Origin of the sequence: Streptomyces sp. NPDC059875 (assembly GCF_042731085.1) — a bacterium.
Classification (GTDB): domain Bacteria; phylum Actinomycetota; class Actinomycetes; order Streptomycetales; family Streptomycetaceae; genus Streptomyces.
The window spans coordinates 1-17,572 of the sequence record NZ_JBHWJZ010000030.1; the positions used below are offsets into that span (position 1 = coordinate 1).

Consider the following 17,572-nt stretch of genomic DNA (forward strand, 5'->3'; position numbering starts at 1 on the left):
CCCCCCAAGGCTGGGGGCGGTGCCGCGCCCCGGCTCAGGCCTTCTTCACCACGCTGGACTTCAGCTGCATGGGGCCGAACCCGTCGACCTTGCAGTCGATGTCGTGGCCGTCCACGCCGTCCACGAGGCGGATGTTGCGCACCTTGGTGCCCGCCTTGATGCCCGACGGGCTGCCCTTCACCTTGAGGGTCTTGACCACCGTGACCGTGTCGCCGTCGGCGAGCACGTTGCCCACCGCGTCCTTGATCACCTTCTCCCCGCCCGTGGCGGTGCCGGCCGCAGCGGCGCCGGCCGCGGTGGGGGACCACTCGTGGCCGCACTCGGGGCAGATCAGGAGCGCGCCCATCTCATAGGTGTACGCACTGGAGCATTCGGGGCACGGGGGAAGGTTCTCGGTCACGGATCCATTCTATTTCAGTGAGCTCGTACACGCGCCCGAGAGCCCTCGGGGGCGAACCGCACCGCTGGGACCGACGGATGACCGACACATCGCCTTCCTTCCACCTCCTCCCCGGGGATCCCGAATCCCCTGTTCTCCTCCACGTGCCGCACTCCTCCCGCACGGTGCCTCCGGACGTGCGCGAGGGCATCGTGCTCGGCGACGAGGAACTCGCACGCGAACTGGACCACATCACCGACTCCCACACGGAGCGGATCGCCGACCTGGCCGCGAGCGCCGCCGGCGTCACTCCCTGGCGGTTCGTCAACCGGCTCTCGCGGCTGGTCGTCGACCCCGAACGCTTCCCCGACGAACGGGAGGAGATGATCGCCGTCGGGATGGGCGCGGTGTACACCCGGACCACCCACCGTGCCGAGCTGCGGCCGGCCGGCTTCGACCCGCGGCCGCTCCTGGAGCGGTACTTCGAGCCGTACGCGCGGGCCATGACCGCCGCCGTCGCCGATCGGCTGGCGACCGTGGGCAGCGCCGTGATCATCGACGTGCACTCGTACCCGACCGAGCCCCTGCCGTACGAGCTGCACGGCGAGGGTCCGCGCCCGCCGATCTGTCTGGGCACGGACCGCCGCCACACGCCGCCCGCGCTGCTCGCGGCGGCGCGGACGGCGTTCGCCGGCTTCGGCGGGGTCGGGACGGACAGCCCCTTCGCGGGCACGTACGTGCCGCTGGAGCACTACGGCCGGGACACGCGGGTCAGCGCGCTGATGGTGGAGATCCGCCGCGACGTCTACATGAAGGAGCCCGGCGGCCCCGCCGGGCCGGGCCTCGAAGCACTCGCCGCGGCCCTGGCGGAGCTGGTCGACGCGGCGGGGACCGGAGTCGGTCCCGGGTCTCGCCGCCCCGGCTGACCGCTGCGTTGGTGAGCACCGCGGAGGCGCCGACCACCGCGCCCGCCGGGCCGGCCTCGCAGACCGTCGTCGGCGCCCACCGCACCGAGTGAGGCCTCAGCCCGACGACTCGACGGCGTTGCGCCACACGGTCAGGTCCAGGGTCATGTAGTCGCTCGGGGAGTCCTCGGCCGAGAAGCCCCGGACCGTGACCAGGCCGATGTGTCCGGTGCCGGTCGTGACGCAGACCTGCCGCCCCTTCGACAGCTTTTCCAGATAGACGTTCTGGGTGTAGCGGGTGTCCGCTCGGCAGGTCGCGAGCGACCCCTGCTGCCCCGCGTCGAGCAGGACGAGGTTCCCGCCCGAGCTCTCCGCGTCGAGGTAGCCACCGGTGTCGTAGGAGAGCTCGTACATGCCGTCCTCGCCCTGCTGCGGTCGGACGGCGTCGTCCCCGAGCGTGAGGTGGTACCCGGCGGTGAGGTTGATGCCCTTGAACTCGGCGGGCTTCGGCTGCGGCGCGGTGCTCGGCTTCGCCCCGGCGTCCGTGCCGCCGCCGCCCTGCCCGCCCGGAGAGGAGCTGCCGCTCGGCGAGGAGCTGCCGCCCTGCGTCTGCTGATCCTTCTCCTTGAGGAGCATGTACGCCGTGCCACCCGCGGCGACACCGAAGACCAGCGCGGCGGCGAGCGCGACGAGCGGACCCCGCTTGCGCGGTGCCGCCGGCGGCCGCGGCGCAGGCGGCATCGGCATACCGGGGAACTGGTGCGCATGCGGGGCATGCGGTGCGGCGTGCGTCGGGGCGTAGGCGAGCCCGGCGGGCGGGGTCGGCCCCGGCGCGGCGGGCCCCGCGGGGGAGTGGGCGGGAGCAGGAGCGGAGTGGGCGGAGGGAAAGTACCCGGGAGGAGGCGTCGCCGCTGCCGTGGGGGTGTAGCCGGCCGGCGGGGTCGGCGCAGCCGTGGGGGTGTAGCCCGCCGGCGGGGTGGCCGGTGCCGTGGGGGCGTATCCCGGAGGCGGCGGAGTCCGGTCGGAGGCGGGGGCGGGCGCCGCAGCACGTACGGTGATGTCGGCGGCCACCGTGCTCGGCAGCCAGTCCTCGGCGCGCCGCAGCACGGTCTCGGCGTTCGCGGCCTGGCACAGGGCGATGATCTCGGCGACCGACGGCCTCGCGGCGGGGTCCTTCGCGAGCGAGCGGACGACCAGCTCCTGCAACCGCTCGGGGACCCGGCTCAGATCGGGCTCCTCGTGGATGATCCGGTACAGGACGCCGTGCGAGGTCCCCTCGCCGAACGCCGGCGTTCCCGTCGCCGCGAACGCCGCGACCTGCCCCAGCGCGAAGACGTCGGTGGCCGGGGTGACCCGGCCGCCGCCCTGGGCCTGCTCGGGGGCCATGAAGCTGGGGGTGCCGATGGTGACGCCGCTGCCCGTGAGGGAGGTCGCGTCGGCGGCGTAGGCGATGCCGAAGTCGATGACGCGGGGCCCGTCGGCGGCGAGCAGGACGTTGGACGGCTTGAGGTCGCGGTGCACGATGCCCGCGCCATGGATGACGTGCAGGGCCTCCGCCATGCCCGCCACGAGCAGCAGGACCGTCTCGACGGGCAGCGCCCCGTGGGCCAGGACGGCGTCGGCGAGCGAGGGCCCGGGCACGTACGCGGTCGCGAGCCAGGGCATGGGGCCGTCGGTGTCGGCGTCGATGACGGGCGCGGTGAACAGCCCCTGCACCCGCTGCGCCGACTGCACCTCCTGCGCGAACCGGCGCCGGAACTCGGCGTCGTCACCGAACTCGGGCCGGATCACCTTGATGGCGACGGGCCGCCCGCCGGGCGTGTACGACAGGTACACCTTGCCCATACCGCCCGCGCCGAGCCGCGCGGCCAGCCGGTAGCCGGCGACGGTGGTCGGATCGTCCCCGGCCAGCGGCTGGAAAATCTGAGAAGCGCCGCCACGGCCCGCCTGCTGACCACTCATCAACTCATGTCTCCCACACAGTTCCCCGTTGTCGACCGGCACCCTATCCAAACCGGGGCCACCGGCGTCCAACGGCGCCGTGAGCCGGGTGGAGGGGCCGGCGGGCTCAGCCCTTCTGCGGTTCATGGGCCTCGCGCAACGCCGTGCGGACCGACCAGATCACCGACACCAGCGGCACGGCCACCACCGCGCCCACGACGCCCGCCGCGATCGCGCCCGCGATCACCGAGATCGCCACCACCAGGGGATGCAGCCGCACGGCCCAGCTCATGACGAGGGGGTGCAGCAGATGTCCCTCGATCTGGCCGATGACCACGATCAGGGCGACCACGATCGCCGCCACCCAGGGACCCTGGGACGCCAGCGCGACGACGGCGGCGACCGCGAGTGCGACCGGCGAGCCGATCAGCGGGATGAACGCGGCCATGAACTCCAGCAGAGCCAGCGGGACCGCGAGGGGGACCCCCAGCAGCCAGAGCGCGAGCCCGACAAGGATCGCGTTCACCGCGGCCACCAGCACGATTCCGTGCGTGTAGCCGGTGAAGGTGCGCCACGCCGCGCGCCCGCCGATCGCCACCCGGCCGCGCACGGACGACGGCAACTGTTCCTGGAGCCAGCCCCACTGCCGGTCTCCGGAGTGGATGAAGAACACCGAGCAGAACAACGCCAGCGCCAGCGTCGTGAGGACCTCCACCAGACGGTGCGCGCCGCTCACCGCCTCGCTGAACAGCGTCGACCGGTGGCTCGACAGGAACCGCCCGATCCTGGACTGGACGTCGGACAGCGCCTCCGGGTTCAGCCGGAACGGGGGCCGTTCCAGCCAGTCCTCGATCCGGTCGACGCCGTCCCGGAACTCGCGTACCAGCGTGGTCCGATCACCCTCCACCGCCTCGCCGACCAGCGCGAGCACCCCGAGGACGAGCGCGATGCTGCCGAGGAGGGTGAGGGCGACCGCGAGCGGGCGGGGCAGCCCCCGGGCGACCACGTCGGCGACCGGGCGCAGCAGCGCGGTGGCCACCAGACCGAGGAAGACCGCCACCCCGATCTCGTGGAAGCGCCCGAGCAGCGCGAACAGGCTGTACACCACTGCTCCGACGACGAGCAGACGCCATGCGTACGCGGCGGCGGTGCGGAGGAAGGGGACCACCTGCGGTGGTGTGCCTGGCTGCATGGCCAACGACGTACCACCGGGGGCCCGGCGGACCACGTGCGCGCCGCCACATTCGCCCGAGATCGGTGCTCGGGGGGTCCGGACGGGCGAATACCGCGGGTGAACCCCAGGCCCCGGCCGGTGTCGTCGCGGCGGCCGTCATCCGGCGCGGTGAGTATCGGGGGATGGGCATCGTCCTGCCGGTCCTGTTCGCGGTGTTCGCCGCGTTCAGCAATGCGCTCGCCACGGTGCTTCAGCGCCGGGCCGCGCTCACCGTTCCCCAGTCCGACTCGTTCCGGCCCGGACTGATCCTCGATCTGCTGCGACGACCGCTGTGGCTGGCCGGCATCGTCGCGGTGATCGCCGCCGGAGTCGGGCAGGCGGCGGCCCTGGCGACCGGCGCGCTCTCGCTCGTACAGCCGCTGTTCGTGCTCGAGCTTCCGCTCGCGCTCCTGATCGCCTCGCTGATGACTCGGGAGCGGCTGCCCGCCGCGCTCTGGCCGGCGGTGGGAGGGGTGGTGCTCGGGCTCGGGATCGCGCTCATGGCGGCCTCGCCCACCGGAAACCGTACGCACGTGGAACTGGACCGCTGGATTCCGGCGCTCGCGGTGAGCGGCGCCGTGGCGGTGGCGCTCGCGGCGGCCGGGCTGCGAAGGCCGGCCGGGCGCGCCCGTGCCGGATGCCTGGGCGCGGCCACGGCGATCTGTTACGCGCTCACCGCGGCGCTGATGAAGGCCTCGATGCACATCCTCGACGAGGGCGGTCTGAGCGCCTTCCTGACGACCTGGCAGACGTACGCCTTCTGCGTCACCGGGATCGCCGCCCTCCTGCTGCTCGAACACGCCATGCAGGGCGGCCCGCTCGTCGCCTCGCAACCGGCCCTGACCCTGGGGGACGCCACGGTGAGCCTCATGCTGGGCGTCCTGCTGTACGAGGAGCACGTACGGACCGGATGGTGGCTCCTCCCGGAGGTGCTCGGCGTCGGCCTGATCGTCTTCGGCGTGTTCGCACTGGCACGTGGCGGGGTGAGCACGGCGTGACGCCCTCGCTTCACGGACGACACCTCGGCTACGGAGCGGCGGCAGCGGTCTTCGCCATCGGCATGGCCGGCACGACGCTGCCCACACCGCTGTACGGGCTGTACCGCGAGGAACTCGGCTTCTCCGAGCTGATGGTGACGGTGATCTTCGCCAGCTACGCCGTGGGTGTGATCGCCACCCTGCTGCTGGTCGGCAACTACTCGGACGAGGCGGGGCGGCGCCCCGTCCTGCTGGCCGCACTGGGCCTCGCCGCGGCGAGCGCGGCGTGCTTCCTCCTCGAGGGCGGTCTGCCGTTCCTCTTCGCCGGCCGGCTGCTGTCGGGCTTCTCCGCCGGACTGCTGAGCGGGGCGGGCACGGTCACGGTCCTGGAACTGGCGCGGCCGGAGCGGAAATCGCGCGCGGGCTTCGCCGCGACCGCCGCGAACATGGGCGGCCTCGGCTGCGGACCCCTGCTGGCCGGATTCCTTGCCGAGTACGCCCCGAGGCCCCTGTCCCTGCCGTTCCTGACCCACCTCGGGCTGGTCTGCGTGGCCTGCGTCATCGTCCTGCTCCTGCCGGAGACGGTCCCCCACGCCCGCCTCCGGACCCGGCCCAGGCCGCAGGGTCTGTACGTACCGCCCCAGGTGCGCGGCGTCTTCACCCCCTCGGCGCTCGCCGCCTTCGCCGGGTTCTCGCTCCTCGGCCTGTTCACCGCCGTGGCGCCGAGCTTCGTCTCCGAGACCCTCGGCATCACCAACCTGGCCGTCACCGGTCTCGTGGTCTTCTCGGTGTTCCTCGCCTCGACCGTGGGGCAGTCGCTGACGGGGAAGCTGTCGGTGCGGGCCGCCCTGCCGCTCGGCTGTCTCGTCCTCGTGCTCGGTCTCCTCCTCGTCGGTGCCTCGCTCTGGGCGCAGGCGCTGCCCCTCCTGGTGGCCGGCGCCGCCTGCGGCGGGCTCGGCCAGGGCCTCTCCTTCCGGGCCGGACTGACCGCCGTCGGCGACGCGGCCCCGCCCGCGCACCGGGCGGCGACGATCTCCTCGTTCTTCGTCGTCGCCTACACGGGCATCTCCCTGCCGGTCGTGGGTGTCGGCGCGTTGACGATGTGGATCGGTCTGGACGCCGCCGGGCTGACCTTCACCGGCTGCGTCACGCTGCTCGCGGCGACCACCGGCCTCTATCTGGCCCGCCGCCCGGCCGCCTAGGTTCACCCGGCGGCCCACCGGACGCCATCCCGGTGTCGCCTCCCGCGCGGCTCGTGATCGAAATGACCGGAGAAATCTTCCGGATACACGCTCCGCTCGGCGGCGTCGGCGGAAGAATCGATCAGGGGTCCTACGGGGGGACACGAGGGGACACGGGGGCGGGATGCAGGCGTACACCGACGGCACGGCGCTGGTGCTCGGGTTGGCCCGGATCGAGGCGCGGGCCGTGCGGAGTTCGCACGTCGGGCCGGAACATCTGCTGCTGGCCCTCACCAAACTGTGCCGTTCCGACCTCGGCCGCATTCTCGAAGCGAGCAGGATGTCCCCGTCGCAGCGCGCGGAGATCGGGGCGAACGCCCAGGAGATACGCCGTGGATTCGAGCGGGCCGCCATCGATCCGCACCTCTTCCGCCGCCGGTTGCGCGCCGTCCTCGAGACCGACGCGCCCGCCCTCGCCCCCGCGCCCCCGCCCGAAGCGGGCCCGCCCCGGAGCCCCGCCGCACGCGATGCCTTCGTCCGGGCCGGTGAGATCGCCGGGACCGAGGCGTTCGGCGCCGGCGACCTGCTCCGGGCCGTCCTCGAATCACCCATGCCCAGGGCGGCCGAACTCTTCGCGAAGCTCGGCCTCGACGATCCGCTCGCCGCGCTCTTTCCCGAGGGTGAGCGGGAGCCCGATCGCGCCCCCGAGGCCGATCAGCAAGCCGAGCCCGAGCCGGAGGCTGCTCCTGAGCCGGAACGGCGGGAGACGCCCGCCCTCGACACGTACGGCAGAGACCTCACCCGGCTCGCCCGCGCCGCCAAGCTGCCACAACTGATCGGCCGTCGCGAGGAGTTGCGCATCCTGGCTCGGGTCCTCGTGCGGCAGCGCAAGGCCAACGCCGTCCTCGTCGGGCACGCCGGGGTGGGCAAGACCAACATCGTGGAGGGCCTCGCCGCCCGTCTCGTCGCGCCCGGAGCGCCGGCGGGACTCGCCGGTGCCCGCGTGGTGGAGCTGTCCATGGCGGCGCTTGTCGCGGGCACGAAATACCGCGGCGAGTTCGAGGCGCGCGTGGAGGCCGTGCTGAACGAGGCCCGGGAGTCTCCGGAGCTGATCCTCTTCATCGACGAACTCCACACGGTGCTCGGTGCCGGCGGAAAGGGAGCGAGCAACGCCGCCGACATCCTCAAGCCCGCTTTGGCGCGGGGAGAGTTACGCTGCGTCGGCGCCACCACTCCGGGGGAGTACCGGCGGGACATCGAGGCGGATCCGGCGCTGGAACGCCGCTTCGAGGTGATCTGGGTCGACGAGCCGACCAGGTCGGAGGCCGTGGAGATCCTGGAGAAGGTGTGCGCGACGCTGGCCGCGCACCACGGGGTGGAGATCGACGAGGACGTCCCGGCGGCGGCCATCGATCTGACGATACGTCACCTCCCTGAGCTACGCCTCCCGGACAAGGCCATCGACATCGTCGACCAGGCCTGCTCCACCGCCCGCATCGAGACGCTGAGCCCCGTGCCCGCGCCGTCCCCCGCGTCGTCCCCCGCAGCGTCACCCGCCTCCGAGCCCGGGCAGCGCGACCGGGCCACCGTCGGGAGCCACGAGGTGGCGGCCGCGGTGGCGGCCCGCGCCCGGCTCCCGCTGGAGCGCGTCACCGAGGGCGAGGCGCGGCGCCTGCTCCGCATGGAGGAACACCTGCGCCGCCGGGTCATCGGCCAGGACGCGGCCGTCCGCGTCGTGGCCGACGCCGTCCGCACCGCCAGAACGGGCCTCGGCGACCCGCGCCGGCCCATCGGTGTGTTCCTCCTCGCCGGCCCGACCGGCACCGGCAAGACCGAACTGGCCAAAGCGGTGGCCGAGTTCCTCTTCGGCGACGAGCGTCGACTCGTCCGGATCGACATGTCGGAGTACAAGGAGCGGTACGCGCTGTCCCGGCTCCTCGGTGCCCCACCCGGCTACGTCGGACACGACCGCGAAGGGCAACTGAGCGGCCCGCTGCGCGACCATCCGCACAGCGTCGTGCTGTTCGACGAGGTGGAGAAGGCCCACCCGGAGATCCTGGACGTCTTCCTGCAGATCTTCGACGAGGGGCAGCTGACCGATTCCCGTGGGCGCCGAGTCTCCTTCACCGACACCGTCGTCATCCTCACCTCGAACCTGGGGTCCGGCCCGGTCGGCCCGGTCCCCGGACCCCGGTTGCTGGGCTTCGCCCCGTCGCCGCGACCGGGCGACGTCCTCGAAGTCCCCGAGGCCGACCGAGCCGCCGACCGGGTCCGGGCCGCACTCGCCGAGGCCCTGCGTCCCGAACTCCTCGGCCGGATCGGGCGGGTCGTCGTCTTCGAGCCCCTGTCCCGGCCCGCGCTGCGGCGCATCCTCGACAAGCTCGTCGACCGCGTCCGTGACCGCCTCGCCGCCAGGAGGATCACCCTCACGCTGACCGACGACGCCTGTGACCTGGTGCTGCGACAGACCGATGGCGTGCCGTCGGGCGCCCGTGCGCTGGAGCAGGCAGTCGAGCTCCTGCTGGTCCAGCCGCTCGGCACCTCGCTGTTGTCCGGACGCTTCCACGACGGCTCCGAGGTCGTCGTCGACGGCGGAGCCACGGACCTGGAATTCGTAGAAGGAGAAACGGCACGATGACGGCCGCCCCCACAGCCACGGTCACCCTGACGCTCGTCGAGGGCAGGCTCGACCCGGACACGTACGTCTTCGACGAGCGCACGACGTGCGTGGTCGGCCGCAGCAAGGACTGTTCGCCGCGGCTGCCGAGCGACGAGCACCACGACACGGTCTCCCGCCACCACTGCCTGCTCGACATCAACCCGCCCGACATCCGCATCCGGGACTTCGGCAGCCTCAACGGCACCTACGTCAACGGGAAGAAGATCGGCCAGCGCGAGAGCCACCAGACGCCGCAAGAGGGTGCGGCCATGACCTTCCCCGAGCACGACCTGGCCGACGGCGACGAGATCCGGCTCGGTGAGACCGTCTTCCGCGTCGACATCCACGCACCGCGCACGCTGCCCCTCGCCCGCTGCGCGAACTGCGGCGGCCCGGCCGACGGGGACGGCGGAACCAGGGCCGGTGACCACCTCTGCACGGACTGCCGGTCGGAGCCCTCCGCCGTGATCGAGCACCTGCTCGAACTCGCCGACACGGGGCGCCCCGACCTCGCCCCCATCGCCGGCCACACCCTGCTGCGCGAACTCGGCCGCGGTGGCATGGGCGCGGTGTACCTCGCCCGCCACGAGGCGACCGGCCGCGAGGTGGCGCTGAAGGTGATGCTGCCGAAGGTGGCGGCGAACCCCGACGCACGGGCCCGCTTCCTCCGGGAGGCGGAGATCACGCGGGCCCTGCGGCACCCGAACATCGCCACCCTGTACGACTCCGGCTTCGCCGACGGCACTTTCTACCTCACCACCGAGTACTGCACCGGCGGCAGCCTGGACCGCGTCCTACGACGGAGGCAGGGCCGGCTGCCCGTGGCCGAGGCCGTCCCGATCGCCCTCCAGGTGCTCGACGGACTCGACCACGCCCACCGCCAGGGCGTCGTCCATCGCGACCTCAGCCCCTCCAACATCCTGCTGCACGAGAACGCCGACGGCTCCACGACCGCGAAGGCCGGCGACTTCGGCATCGCCAAGGCCTTCGACCAGGCCGGCCTCAGCGGACTCACCCGCACCGGCACGACCGCGGGCAAGCCCCACTTCATGCCGCGCCAACAGGTCGTCAACTTCAAGAAGGCGCCGCCCGCCGTGGACGTGTGGGCCCTCGCCGCCTGCCTCTACCAGTCGCTGACCGGGTACACCCCGCGCGACTTCCCCCGCGACCAGGACCCGTGGCAGATCATCCTGCAGTCGCCCGCCGTACCGATCCGCCGACGGGATTCCGGCATCCCGCGCGCCCTCGCCGACGTCATCGACCATGCGCTTCGCGAGCAGCCGCGGATCGGGTTCGCGAGCGCGGCAGAATTCCGCGAGGCCCTCCGAGGGGCGGTACCGCGCTCGTGACGTCGGACCACCACGGGCCGGTGCCACCCCCGGCCGCCGTCTGGCGGGTCGGGGACGTGATCGAGGGCCGGTACGAAGTGCTGCGCGTGCACGAGCAGGGCGGCATGGGCCTGGTGTACCGGGTACGGCATCTGACCTGGGGCACCGACCTCGCGATGAAGCGCCCGCGCCCCGCCCACCTGCGCGGCCCGGAGGACCGTGAGCGGTTCGTCGCCGAGGCGGATCTGTGGATCTCGCTCGGCCTCCATCCGCACGTGTGCGGCTGCCACTTCGTGCGGGTCGTCGACGGGGTGCCCTGCGTCTTCGCCGAGTACGTGCCGGGCGGGAGCCTCGCGGACTGGATCCGCGACGGCCGGCTGTACGAGGGAGCAACGGACGACGTACTCGCGCGGATCCTTCGGGTCGCCGCGCAGATGGCGTGGGGCCTCGATCACGCGCACCGCCGGAGTCTGGTCCATCGCGACGTCAAGCCCGCGAACGTGCTCCTCGACCTCGACGGCACCGCGAAGGTGACCGACTTCGGACTCGCCGGGGCCCATGTCGGAGCGTCGGCGAGTCCGGATCCGGCCGGCGGAGCGGGCGCGTGGCACACGGCCGCGTACGCCTCGCCGGAGCAGGCCGGCGGCAGGACGGTCGGGTGGGTGCTGGGGCGGCGCAGCGACGTCTACAGCTTCGCCGTCTCGGTGCTCGAGATGTTCACCGGCGGGGTGACCTGGATGGCCGGACCGGCCGCGGGCGCCGCACTGGAGGAGCACCTGGCCGACCCGGGCACCACCATGGGCAGGACGCCGCCCATGCCGCACGAACTGGCCGAACTCCTCAGGCGCTGCCTTCAGCGCAACGCCACCCTCAGGCCACGGTCGATGGGCGAGATCGCCGACGAACTGACCGCCCTGCACGAGCGCTCGACCGGTCGCGCCGCTCCACCCCCGCCGCCGGTCACCGACAACGCCCGCGCCGACGAGCTCAACAACCGGGGCCTGTCCCTGCTCGAACTGGGCCGGGAAGAGGAGGCCGAGTCCCTCTTCACCGAGGCCCTGCAACGCGACCCTCAGCACCTCGCCGCCACGTACCACCGCGGCCTGATGCGCTGGCGGCGCGGCGACGCGGCGCCCGACGGACCGGCGACCCGCCACCACGAGGCCGCCGTCGTGCTCACCGACGAGGCCCTCATCACCGACCTCGACACCCTGCGGGCCCGCACCGACGACCCGTGGCAGGCCCGCCTTCTCCTCACGCAGGTCCATCTGGAACGCGGGGACCTCGACGCCGCCCGCGCGCACCTCGACGAGCTGGAAGGCGAGCGCCCGGGCGACCCCGACGTCCGCGCGGCACGACGGTCGCTCCTCGCCGGACAGGTGCCCGGTGGCCGCTGCCTCGGCACCAGGGAACTGCCCTGGCAGCGGGACGGCATCCTGCACGCGAGCCGCCTGGCGCAGAACGGCCGGTGGGCGATGTCGAGCGGCAGTGGCGACGGTACGACGCGGCTGTGGGATCTCACCAGCGGCGCGTGCCGGCTGACCGTCACCGCGCAGCCGAACACGGTCGACGCCGACGCGGACGGACGGATCGCGGTCTCGGCCGGCGCCGACGGCACCGTACGGTTCTGGGACCTGGCCGACGGCAGCTGCCTGCGGAGCCTCCCCCTCCGCGGAACCGACCCGGAGCGCAAGGCCGGACTCGTGCGGCTGAGCGGCGACGGGCAGCGGGTGACCGTGGTCGTGGACGACGAGGTGTGGGTGTGGGACGTCGGCACCGGAGAACCGATCCGGCGGCGCCGCCTCGACGGCTGGCAGGACACGCGGTGGGTCGAGGTCAGTGACGACGGGCGGTGGGCGCTGTCCACCCGCAAGCAGGGCGGCCCGGCCACGTTGTGGAACCTGGAGACGGGCCGCAGCAGGCTCGTCCTGCCCGACCACGGTTACGGAACCTCCATGACGGCCGTGTGCCTCGACGCCGACGCGAGCAGGGCGGTCACCGCCACCGGCGACCGGGTGCTGCGCGTCTGGGACCTGGCCACAGGACGCTGCGTACGCCGTTTCTCGACGAACCACAGAGTCACGACCCTCTCCCTGAGTGCCGACGGGCGATCCCTGCTCACCGGCGGGGCCGACGGCTCGGTCCGGCTCTGGGACCTGGACCGCGGCCGCTGCCTCCGGACCTTCCGCGGTCATCGCAGTGGGGTGCGCGGCGTACTGATCGGGGCGGCCGGGAGCTCGGGTCTGTCCGTCGCCTCCGACGACACGGCCCGCTGGTGGGAGTGGGAGCCGCTGGGAGAGCCGGTCGCCGCACCTCAGTTCAGCCGGGCACGGCGCCCGGCCGAGCTGGACCGGCTGAGCGGGGACGTCGACGCCCTCGTGGCGCAGGCCGAGCGGGCACGGGCGGAGCACCGCCACACCGCCGCGCGCGACCTGCTCGCCCGAGCCCGCGCCGTTCCCGGCCACGAACGATCCCCACGGCTGCTGGACGCGTGGAACGCGCTCGGCCAGGTCCTTCCGAAGGCCGGGCTGCGCGCGGCCTGGGCGGTGCGGACGTTCACCGCCGAGGGAATGTCCCACGTCGCGGCGGTCGCCCTCGGCGCCGACGGCCGGTGGGCGGTGTCCGCAGGCGGCTACGAACCCGTACGCGTCTGGGACGTCACGACCGGCACCTGTCGGCCACGTCACGGCGCGGGATACGTGAAGACGGTCGCGCTGAGCCCCGACGGGGAACGCCTCCTCACGGCGTGCATGGGCCGGGTCGACGTGTGGTCCGTCCACGACTTCGCCCGGCTGACGGGGCTCGACCAGGACCAGGTGGGCGGCGCCCAGCACGTGAGCTTCAGCGCCGACGGACGCTACGCGCTGGCGGCGAACCACCACTACCCCGGATGGCTGTGGGAGGTGCACACCGGGCGCCGCGTACAGACCCTGCGGGGCAGCGGCGGTGTCTCGGTGATCTGGCTCGGCGACGACGGCCGGACGTCCGTCTCCGGCGGCTTGGACGGACTTCTGCGGCTGTGGGACCTGGACAGCGGTGCATGCGTCCGCACCCTGAGAGGCCATCACCGACCGGTTGCGTCCGTGTGCCTGAGCGCGGACGGGACCCGGATCCTGTCCAGCGGGACGCGCGGCGACCCCACCATCCGGCTGTGGGACGCGGCCGGCGGCGCGTGTCTGCGCGTCTTCGACGAACAACCGGCCGAGGCCACCGTGGTGCGGCTCACCGCCGACGGACGGTTCGCGGTGTCCGGTGGAGGGGACGGCGCCGTACGGGTCTGGGACGCCGGCACCGGTCGTTGTCTGTCCGTCCTCACCGGACACGCGCGGCCGATCACCGATGTGGCACTGACCCCGGACGGGCGATTCGTGCTGTCCGGCGACCAGGACGGGGCGTTGCGGCTGTGGGAGCTCGACTGGGAGCTCGCGGCGCAGGAAGGGAAAGCGGGGGAACGATGGGTGTGACCGGGGGAGGGGCCGGGGGAACGGCCCGGGCGTCTGAACTGTGGCGGGTCGGGGAGGTCGTCGACGGCCGGTACGAGGTGTTGCGGGTCCACGAGCAGGGCGGGATGGGGCTCGTGTACCGCGTGCGCCACCTGGAGTGGGGGACGGATCTGGCGGTGAAGTCCCCACGCCCGGAGCTGCTGGCGACGGACGGCTTTCTGGACCGGTTCGTGGCCGAGGCGGAGACCTGGGTGTCGCTCGGGCTCCATCCGCACGTCTGCGGATGCCACTACGTCCGCAACCTCGACGGCACTCCGCGGGTGTTCGCGGAGTACGTCGCGGGCGGCAGCCTCGCGGAGTGGATCAGGGACGGCCGGCTGTACGCGGGCGGCGAGGCGACGGCTCGGGCGCGGATCCTCGACTTCGCGATCCAGATGGCGTGGGGGCTCGAGCACGCCCACAGCCGGGGTCTGGTGCACCAGGACGTCAAACCGGGGAACGCGCTCGTCGACGAGGACGGCACCGTGAAGGTGACCGACTTCGGACTCGCCCGGGCCGGCGCCGTCTCTCCCGGGGCTCCGGTGGGCACCGACCTGCCGGGCGGAACGGTCCTGGTCACGCGCGGAGGGCTGTCGCTGCCCTACGCCTCACCCGAGCAGGTGGCGGGCGGGCGGCTGGGACGGCGTACCGACCTCTACAGCTTCGCCGTGTCGGTCCTCGAGATGTTCACCGGCGGCGTGACGTGGATGGCCGGGCCCGTGGCGGGGGCCGCGCTGGAGTCGTACCTCGCGGAGGGCGGCATGGGCGGCGAGGCCGGGGACGGGCGGCGGCTGCCCGCCATGCCGGACGGACTCCCCGGTCTCCTCGCGCGGTGCCTGCGCCCGGACCCGGCGCGCAGGCCCGCCTCGGCGGCCGAGTTCGCGGAGGAACTGGCCGAACTGTACGGACAGATGACGGGCACGTCGTACGACCGGCCCGTGCCCGTGGCCGCCGATCTGCGCGCCGACGAGCTCAACAACCGGGCCCTGTCCCTGCTCGACCTCGGGAGGGCGCGGGAGGCGGAGCGGGCGTTCGACGCCGCCCTCGCCGCCGACCCCCGGCATCTCCGGGCCACGTACAACAAGGGATTGCACGAGTGGCGCGGCGGTGCCATCACGGACGACGAATGCGTCGCCGTCCTGGAGACCCTGCGCGGCGACACCGACACCGACCCCGGGCAGGCCCGGCAGATGCTGGCCCAGGTGCACCTCGAGCGCGGTGACCGTGACAGTGCCCGCTCTCTCCTGGAGGAGACGGACCGGGACCGGCCCGCGCCACGGGAGGTCGAAGCCATCCGGCAGGCCCTGCGATCCGGACGGGTGGCCGACGCCCGCCTCACCCTGACGCGTCCGCTTCCCTGGCGGGACGACGCGACCATGTTCGGTGCCCGCTCCCGGCTGTCCACGAACGGGACCGTTGCGGTGACCGGCGGCCGTGACGGGCGGATCCGGCTGTGGGACCTGCGGAGCGGGGAGTGCCGACTCACCCTGGAGGGCCATGACAAGGAGGTCGTCGCTCTCGACGTCGACGCCACCGGCCGCAACGCCGTCTCCGCCGACGAGGACGGCGTCCTCCGGTTCTGGGACCTCGCCGAGGGGCGGAGCCTGGGCCTGCGCGTCCCCAGGGTCAGCCCGAGGCTCGCCCGCGTCGACGACCTGCGGCTGAGCGGCGACGCCCGGATCGTGGTGGCCCTGGTGAACGGCACGCTGGGCGCCTGGGACTTTCCCACCGGCCCGTGGCACAAGGGTCTGGGCAGGCTGGGCACCGGCCGCGATGCGCCGTTCACCCACGTGGAGGTCAGTGCCGACGGCAGCCGCGTCCTGACCGAGTCCAGCAACGGCGAGGGCAAGGACAAGACCGGCACCATCGCCGTATGGGACCTGAAATCGGCGCGCTCTCTCTGGAGCGTGCCCGCCGATGCGTACGTGCAGGCCATGTCCCTGAGCGCCGACGGACGCTACGTCGCCCTGGCGTCCAACGTCGGCGTCAACCGCCATCGGATCCAGCGCTGGCACGTGGACAGCGGTCGGGAGGAAGGAGCGGTGACCGGGCCCCACTGGAGGGTGACGACGCTCGCGCTGAGCCCGGACGGTCGCCTCGCTCTGGCCGCGAACTGGGACGACGACGGCGTACGACTCTGGGACCTGGACCGGGGCCGCTGCCTGCGCACCTTCCGGGGGCACCCCGGCGGGGTGCAGCGCGTCCTGTTCGGTGCCGACGCCCGTTCCGCGGTGTCCGTCGACCGGGACGAAGCACGGTGGTGGAGCTGGGACTTCCCGGGGGCGTTCACCGCGGCACCCCTGCTCGGCGTCCCCCGCCGCCACGACGACCTCGACCGGCACGGTCGCCGGGCGGCGACGCTGCTGGCCGCGGCGAGGGAAGCGATGGCCGCGGGCCGCCACGCCGAGGCCCTCGAACTCCTGGAACGGGCCCGGGCGGTGCCCGGCCACGAGCGCACCCCGGACGTGCTGGACGCGTGGCGAGCCCTGGGGGCGGCGACGGTCCGGGTGGGGCTGCGCGCCGTCACACCGGTACGCACCTTCCCAGGAGCCGTGTCCGACATGTCGGTGGCGATCTCCGCGGACGGCCGGCGCATCGCATGCGGTGGAGAGCGGGTCGGGGTGTGGGACGCCACGAACGGCGAGCGGCTCAAGGAGTGGGAGGGCGAAGGGGGCGCCGCGGTCGCGCTCAGCGTCGACGGGCGGCGGGTGATGGCCAGCGGGGGCGGCAGGATCACCATGTGGACGGCGCCGCACGGTCATTGGCCGGTCCGCCTGGACACCCGCAAGCCCGACGGCCGGTGGGGGCCGCAAGGCATCGGGGCGAGTGGGGACCGCGGTGCGGTGTCCTTCGGCGCCGACGGACTGCTCGCCCTGGGCGTCTGCGGCGACAACGACCTGCGGATGTGGGACCTGACCAGCGGCCGCTGCGTGCGGACCCTGACGGGTCACGGCACCTGGTCCAACGCCGTGTGGCTGAGCCCTGACGCGCGGCGGGCGGTCTCCGGCGGATCCGACGGGGAGGTCAGGGTGTGGGACGTCGAGGCCGGTACGAGTCTGAGCATCCCGCACGAGGGCACCTGGATCGACTCGGTGTGCCTCGCCGCGGACGGCCGCCACGTGCTGTGCGCAGGGGACCACAAGGGCCACACGCTCTGGCTGCTCGACGCCGCCACCGGGCAGTTCGTCCGCGGCTTCGAGGTGGCCGACCCCTCGGGGGGCGACGGCGAGAAGGACATGGACAGGTCGGGTCAGGTCCTGATGGCCCGGCTGACCTCCGACGGCCGCTTCGCGGTCTCCGCCGAGCGGGCCGGAGCCCTCCGCATCTGGGACACCGCCACCGGACGCTGCCTTCGCACCCTCGACGCACACGCGGCTGACGTCCAGGGCATCGCGCTGACACCGGACGACCGCTTCCTGGTATCGGGAAGCGACGACGGAACCATGCGCCTCTGGGAACTGGACTGGCAACTCGGAGGCGCCTAGGGCCTGTCCGGCGGATCAGGGT

Annotated in this window: 10 protein-coding genes; 7 read left to right on the top strand and 3 right to left on the bottom strand. The window is 73.3% G+C overall.

Annotated features, from left to right (window positions below; all coding sequences use genetic code 11):
• Positions 1-34 precede the first annotated feature (34 nt).
• Positions 35-400 carry a zinc ribbon domain-containing protein YjdM gene (locus ACFV9D_RS29830; RefSeq protein ID WP_385152919.1) on the bottom strand — a complete coding sequence of 122 codons (366 nt, stop codon included), beginning with the start codon at positions 398-400 and terminating at the stop codon, positions 35-37.
• Between the two features lie 77 nt (positions 401-477).
• Between ACFV9D_RS29830 and ACFV9D_RS29835 the strand changes: the two genes are divergently transcribed.
• Positions 478-1,305, top strand: a complete 828-nt coding sequence (locus ACFV9D_RS29835; RefSeq protein WP_385152922.1) for an N-formylglutamate amidohydrolase — start codon at positions 478-480, stop codon at positions 1,303-1,305.
• Positions 1,306-1,401: 96 nt separating this feature from the next.
• Here ACFV9D_RS29835 and ACFV9D_RS29840 read toward each other — a convergent pair whose 3' ends face one another.
• Both ACFV9D_RS29840 and ACFV9D_RS29845 read right to left on the bottom strand, forming a co-directional pair.
• On the bottom strand, positions 1,402-3,246 hold the full coding sequence (locus tag ACFV9D_RS29840; RefSeq protein ID WP_385152925.1) for a serine/threonine-protein kinase: 1,845 nt from the start codon (positions 3,244-3,246) through the stop codon (positions 1,402-1,404).
• Between the two features lie 106 nt (positions 3,247-3,352).
• On the bottom strand, positions 3,353-4,417 hold the full coding sequence (locus ACFV9D_RS29845) for an AI-2E family transporter (protein WP_385152928.1): 1,065 nt from the start codon (positions 4,415-4,417) through the stop codon (positions 3,353-3,355).
• A gap of 164 nt (positions 4,418-4,581) precedes the next feature.
• On the opposite strand from ACFV9D_RS29845, the gene ACFV9D_RS29850 reads away from it, so the two are divergent.
• The 6 genes from ACFV9D_RS29850 to ACFV9D_RS29875 all read left to right on the top strand — a co-directional run bounded on the left by ACFV9D_RS29850 (position 4,582) and on the right by ACFV9D_RS29875 (position 17,550).
• Entirely contained in the window at positions 4,582-5,436 is an 855-nt protein-coding gene (locus ACFV9D_RS29850) for a DMT family transporter (RefSeq protein WP_385152931.1), read from the top strand.
• On the top strand, positions 5,433-6,617 hold the full coding sequence (locus ACFV9D_RS29855) for an MFS transporter (RefSeq protein ID WP_385152934.1): 1,185 nt from the start codon (positions 5,433-5,435) through the stop codon (positions 6,615-6,617). The genes ACFV9D_RS29850 and ACFV9D_RS29855 overlap by 4 nt, the downstream gene beginning before the upstream one ends.
• A gap of 163 nt (positions 6,618-6,780) precedes the next feature.
• On the top strand, positions 6,781-9,234 hold the full coding sequence (locus ACFV9D_RS29860) for an AAA family ATPase (RefSeq protein ID WP_385152937.1): 2,454 nt from the start codon (positions 6,781-6,783) through the stop codon (positions 9,232-9,234).
• Positions 9,231-10,604, top strand: coding sequence for a protein kinase (locus tag ACFV9D_RS29865; RefSeq protein WP_385152940.1), 1,374 nt, complete (start codon positions 9,231-9,233; stop codon positions 10,602-10,604). The genes ACFV9D_RS29860 and ACFV9D_RS29865 overlap by 4 nt, the downstream gene beginning before the upstream one ends.
• A complete protein-coding gene (locus ACFV9D_RS29870; RefSeq protein ID WP_385152943.1) occupies positions 10,601-14,047 on the top strand; it encodes a protein kinase in 3,447 nt (1,148 codons plus the stop codon). The genes ACFV9D_RS29865 and ACFV9D_RS29870 overlap by 4 nt, the downstream gene beginning before the upstream one ends.
• Positions 14,044-17,550 carry a protein kinase gene (locus ACFV9D_RS29875; protein ID WP_385152946.1) on the top strand — a complete coding sequence of 1,169 codons (3,507 nt, stop codon included), beginning with the start codon at positions 14,044-14,046 and terminating at the stop codon, positions 17,548-17,550. Before ACFV9D_RS29870 ends, ACFV9D_RS29875 begins: the two co-directional genes overlap by 4 nt.
• The last annotated feature ends 22 nt before the right edge of the window (positions 17,551-17,572 follow it).

Excerpts from the sequence above, each read along its gene's own strand:
- ACFV9D_RS29835 (WP_385152922.1), top strand. The coding sequence starts at position 478 with ATGACCGACACATCGCCTTCCTTCCACCTCCTCCCCGGGGATCCCGAA.
- ACFV9D_RS29860 (WP_385152937.1), top strand. The coding sequence starts at position 6,781 with ATGCAGGCGTACACCGACGGCACGGCGCTGGTGCTCGGGTTGGCCCGG.
- ACFV9D_RS29845 (WP_385152928.1), bottom strand. The coding sequence starts at position 4,417 with ATGCAGCCAGGCACACCACCGCAGGTGGTCCCCTTCCTCCGCACCGCC.
- ACFV9D_RS29865 (WP_385152940.1), top strand. The coding sequence starts at position 9,231 with ATGACGGCCGCCCCCACAGCCACGGTCACCCTGACGCTCGTCGAGGGC.
- ACFV9D_RS29840 (WP_385152925.1), bottom strand. The coding sequence starts at position 3,246 with ATGAGTGGTCAGCAGGCGGGCCGTGGCGGCGCTTCTCAGATTTTCCAG.
- ACFV9D_RS29850 (WP_385152931.1), top strand. The coding sequence starts at position 4,582 with ATGGGCATCGTCCTGCCGGTCCTGTTCGCGGTGTTCGCCGCGTTCAGC.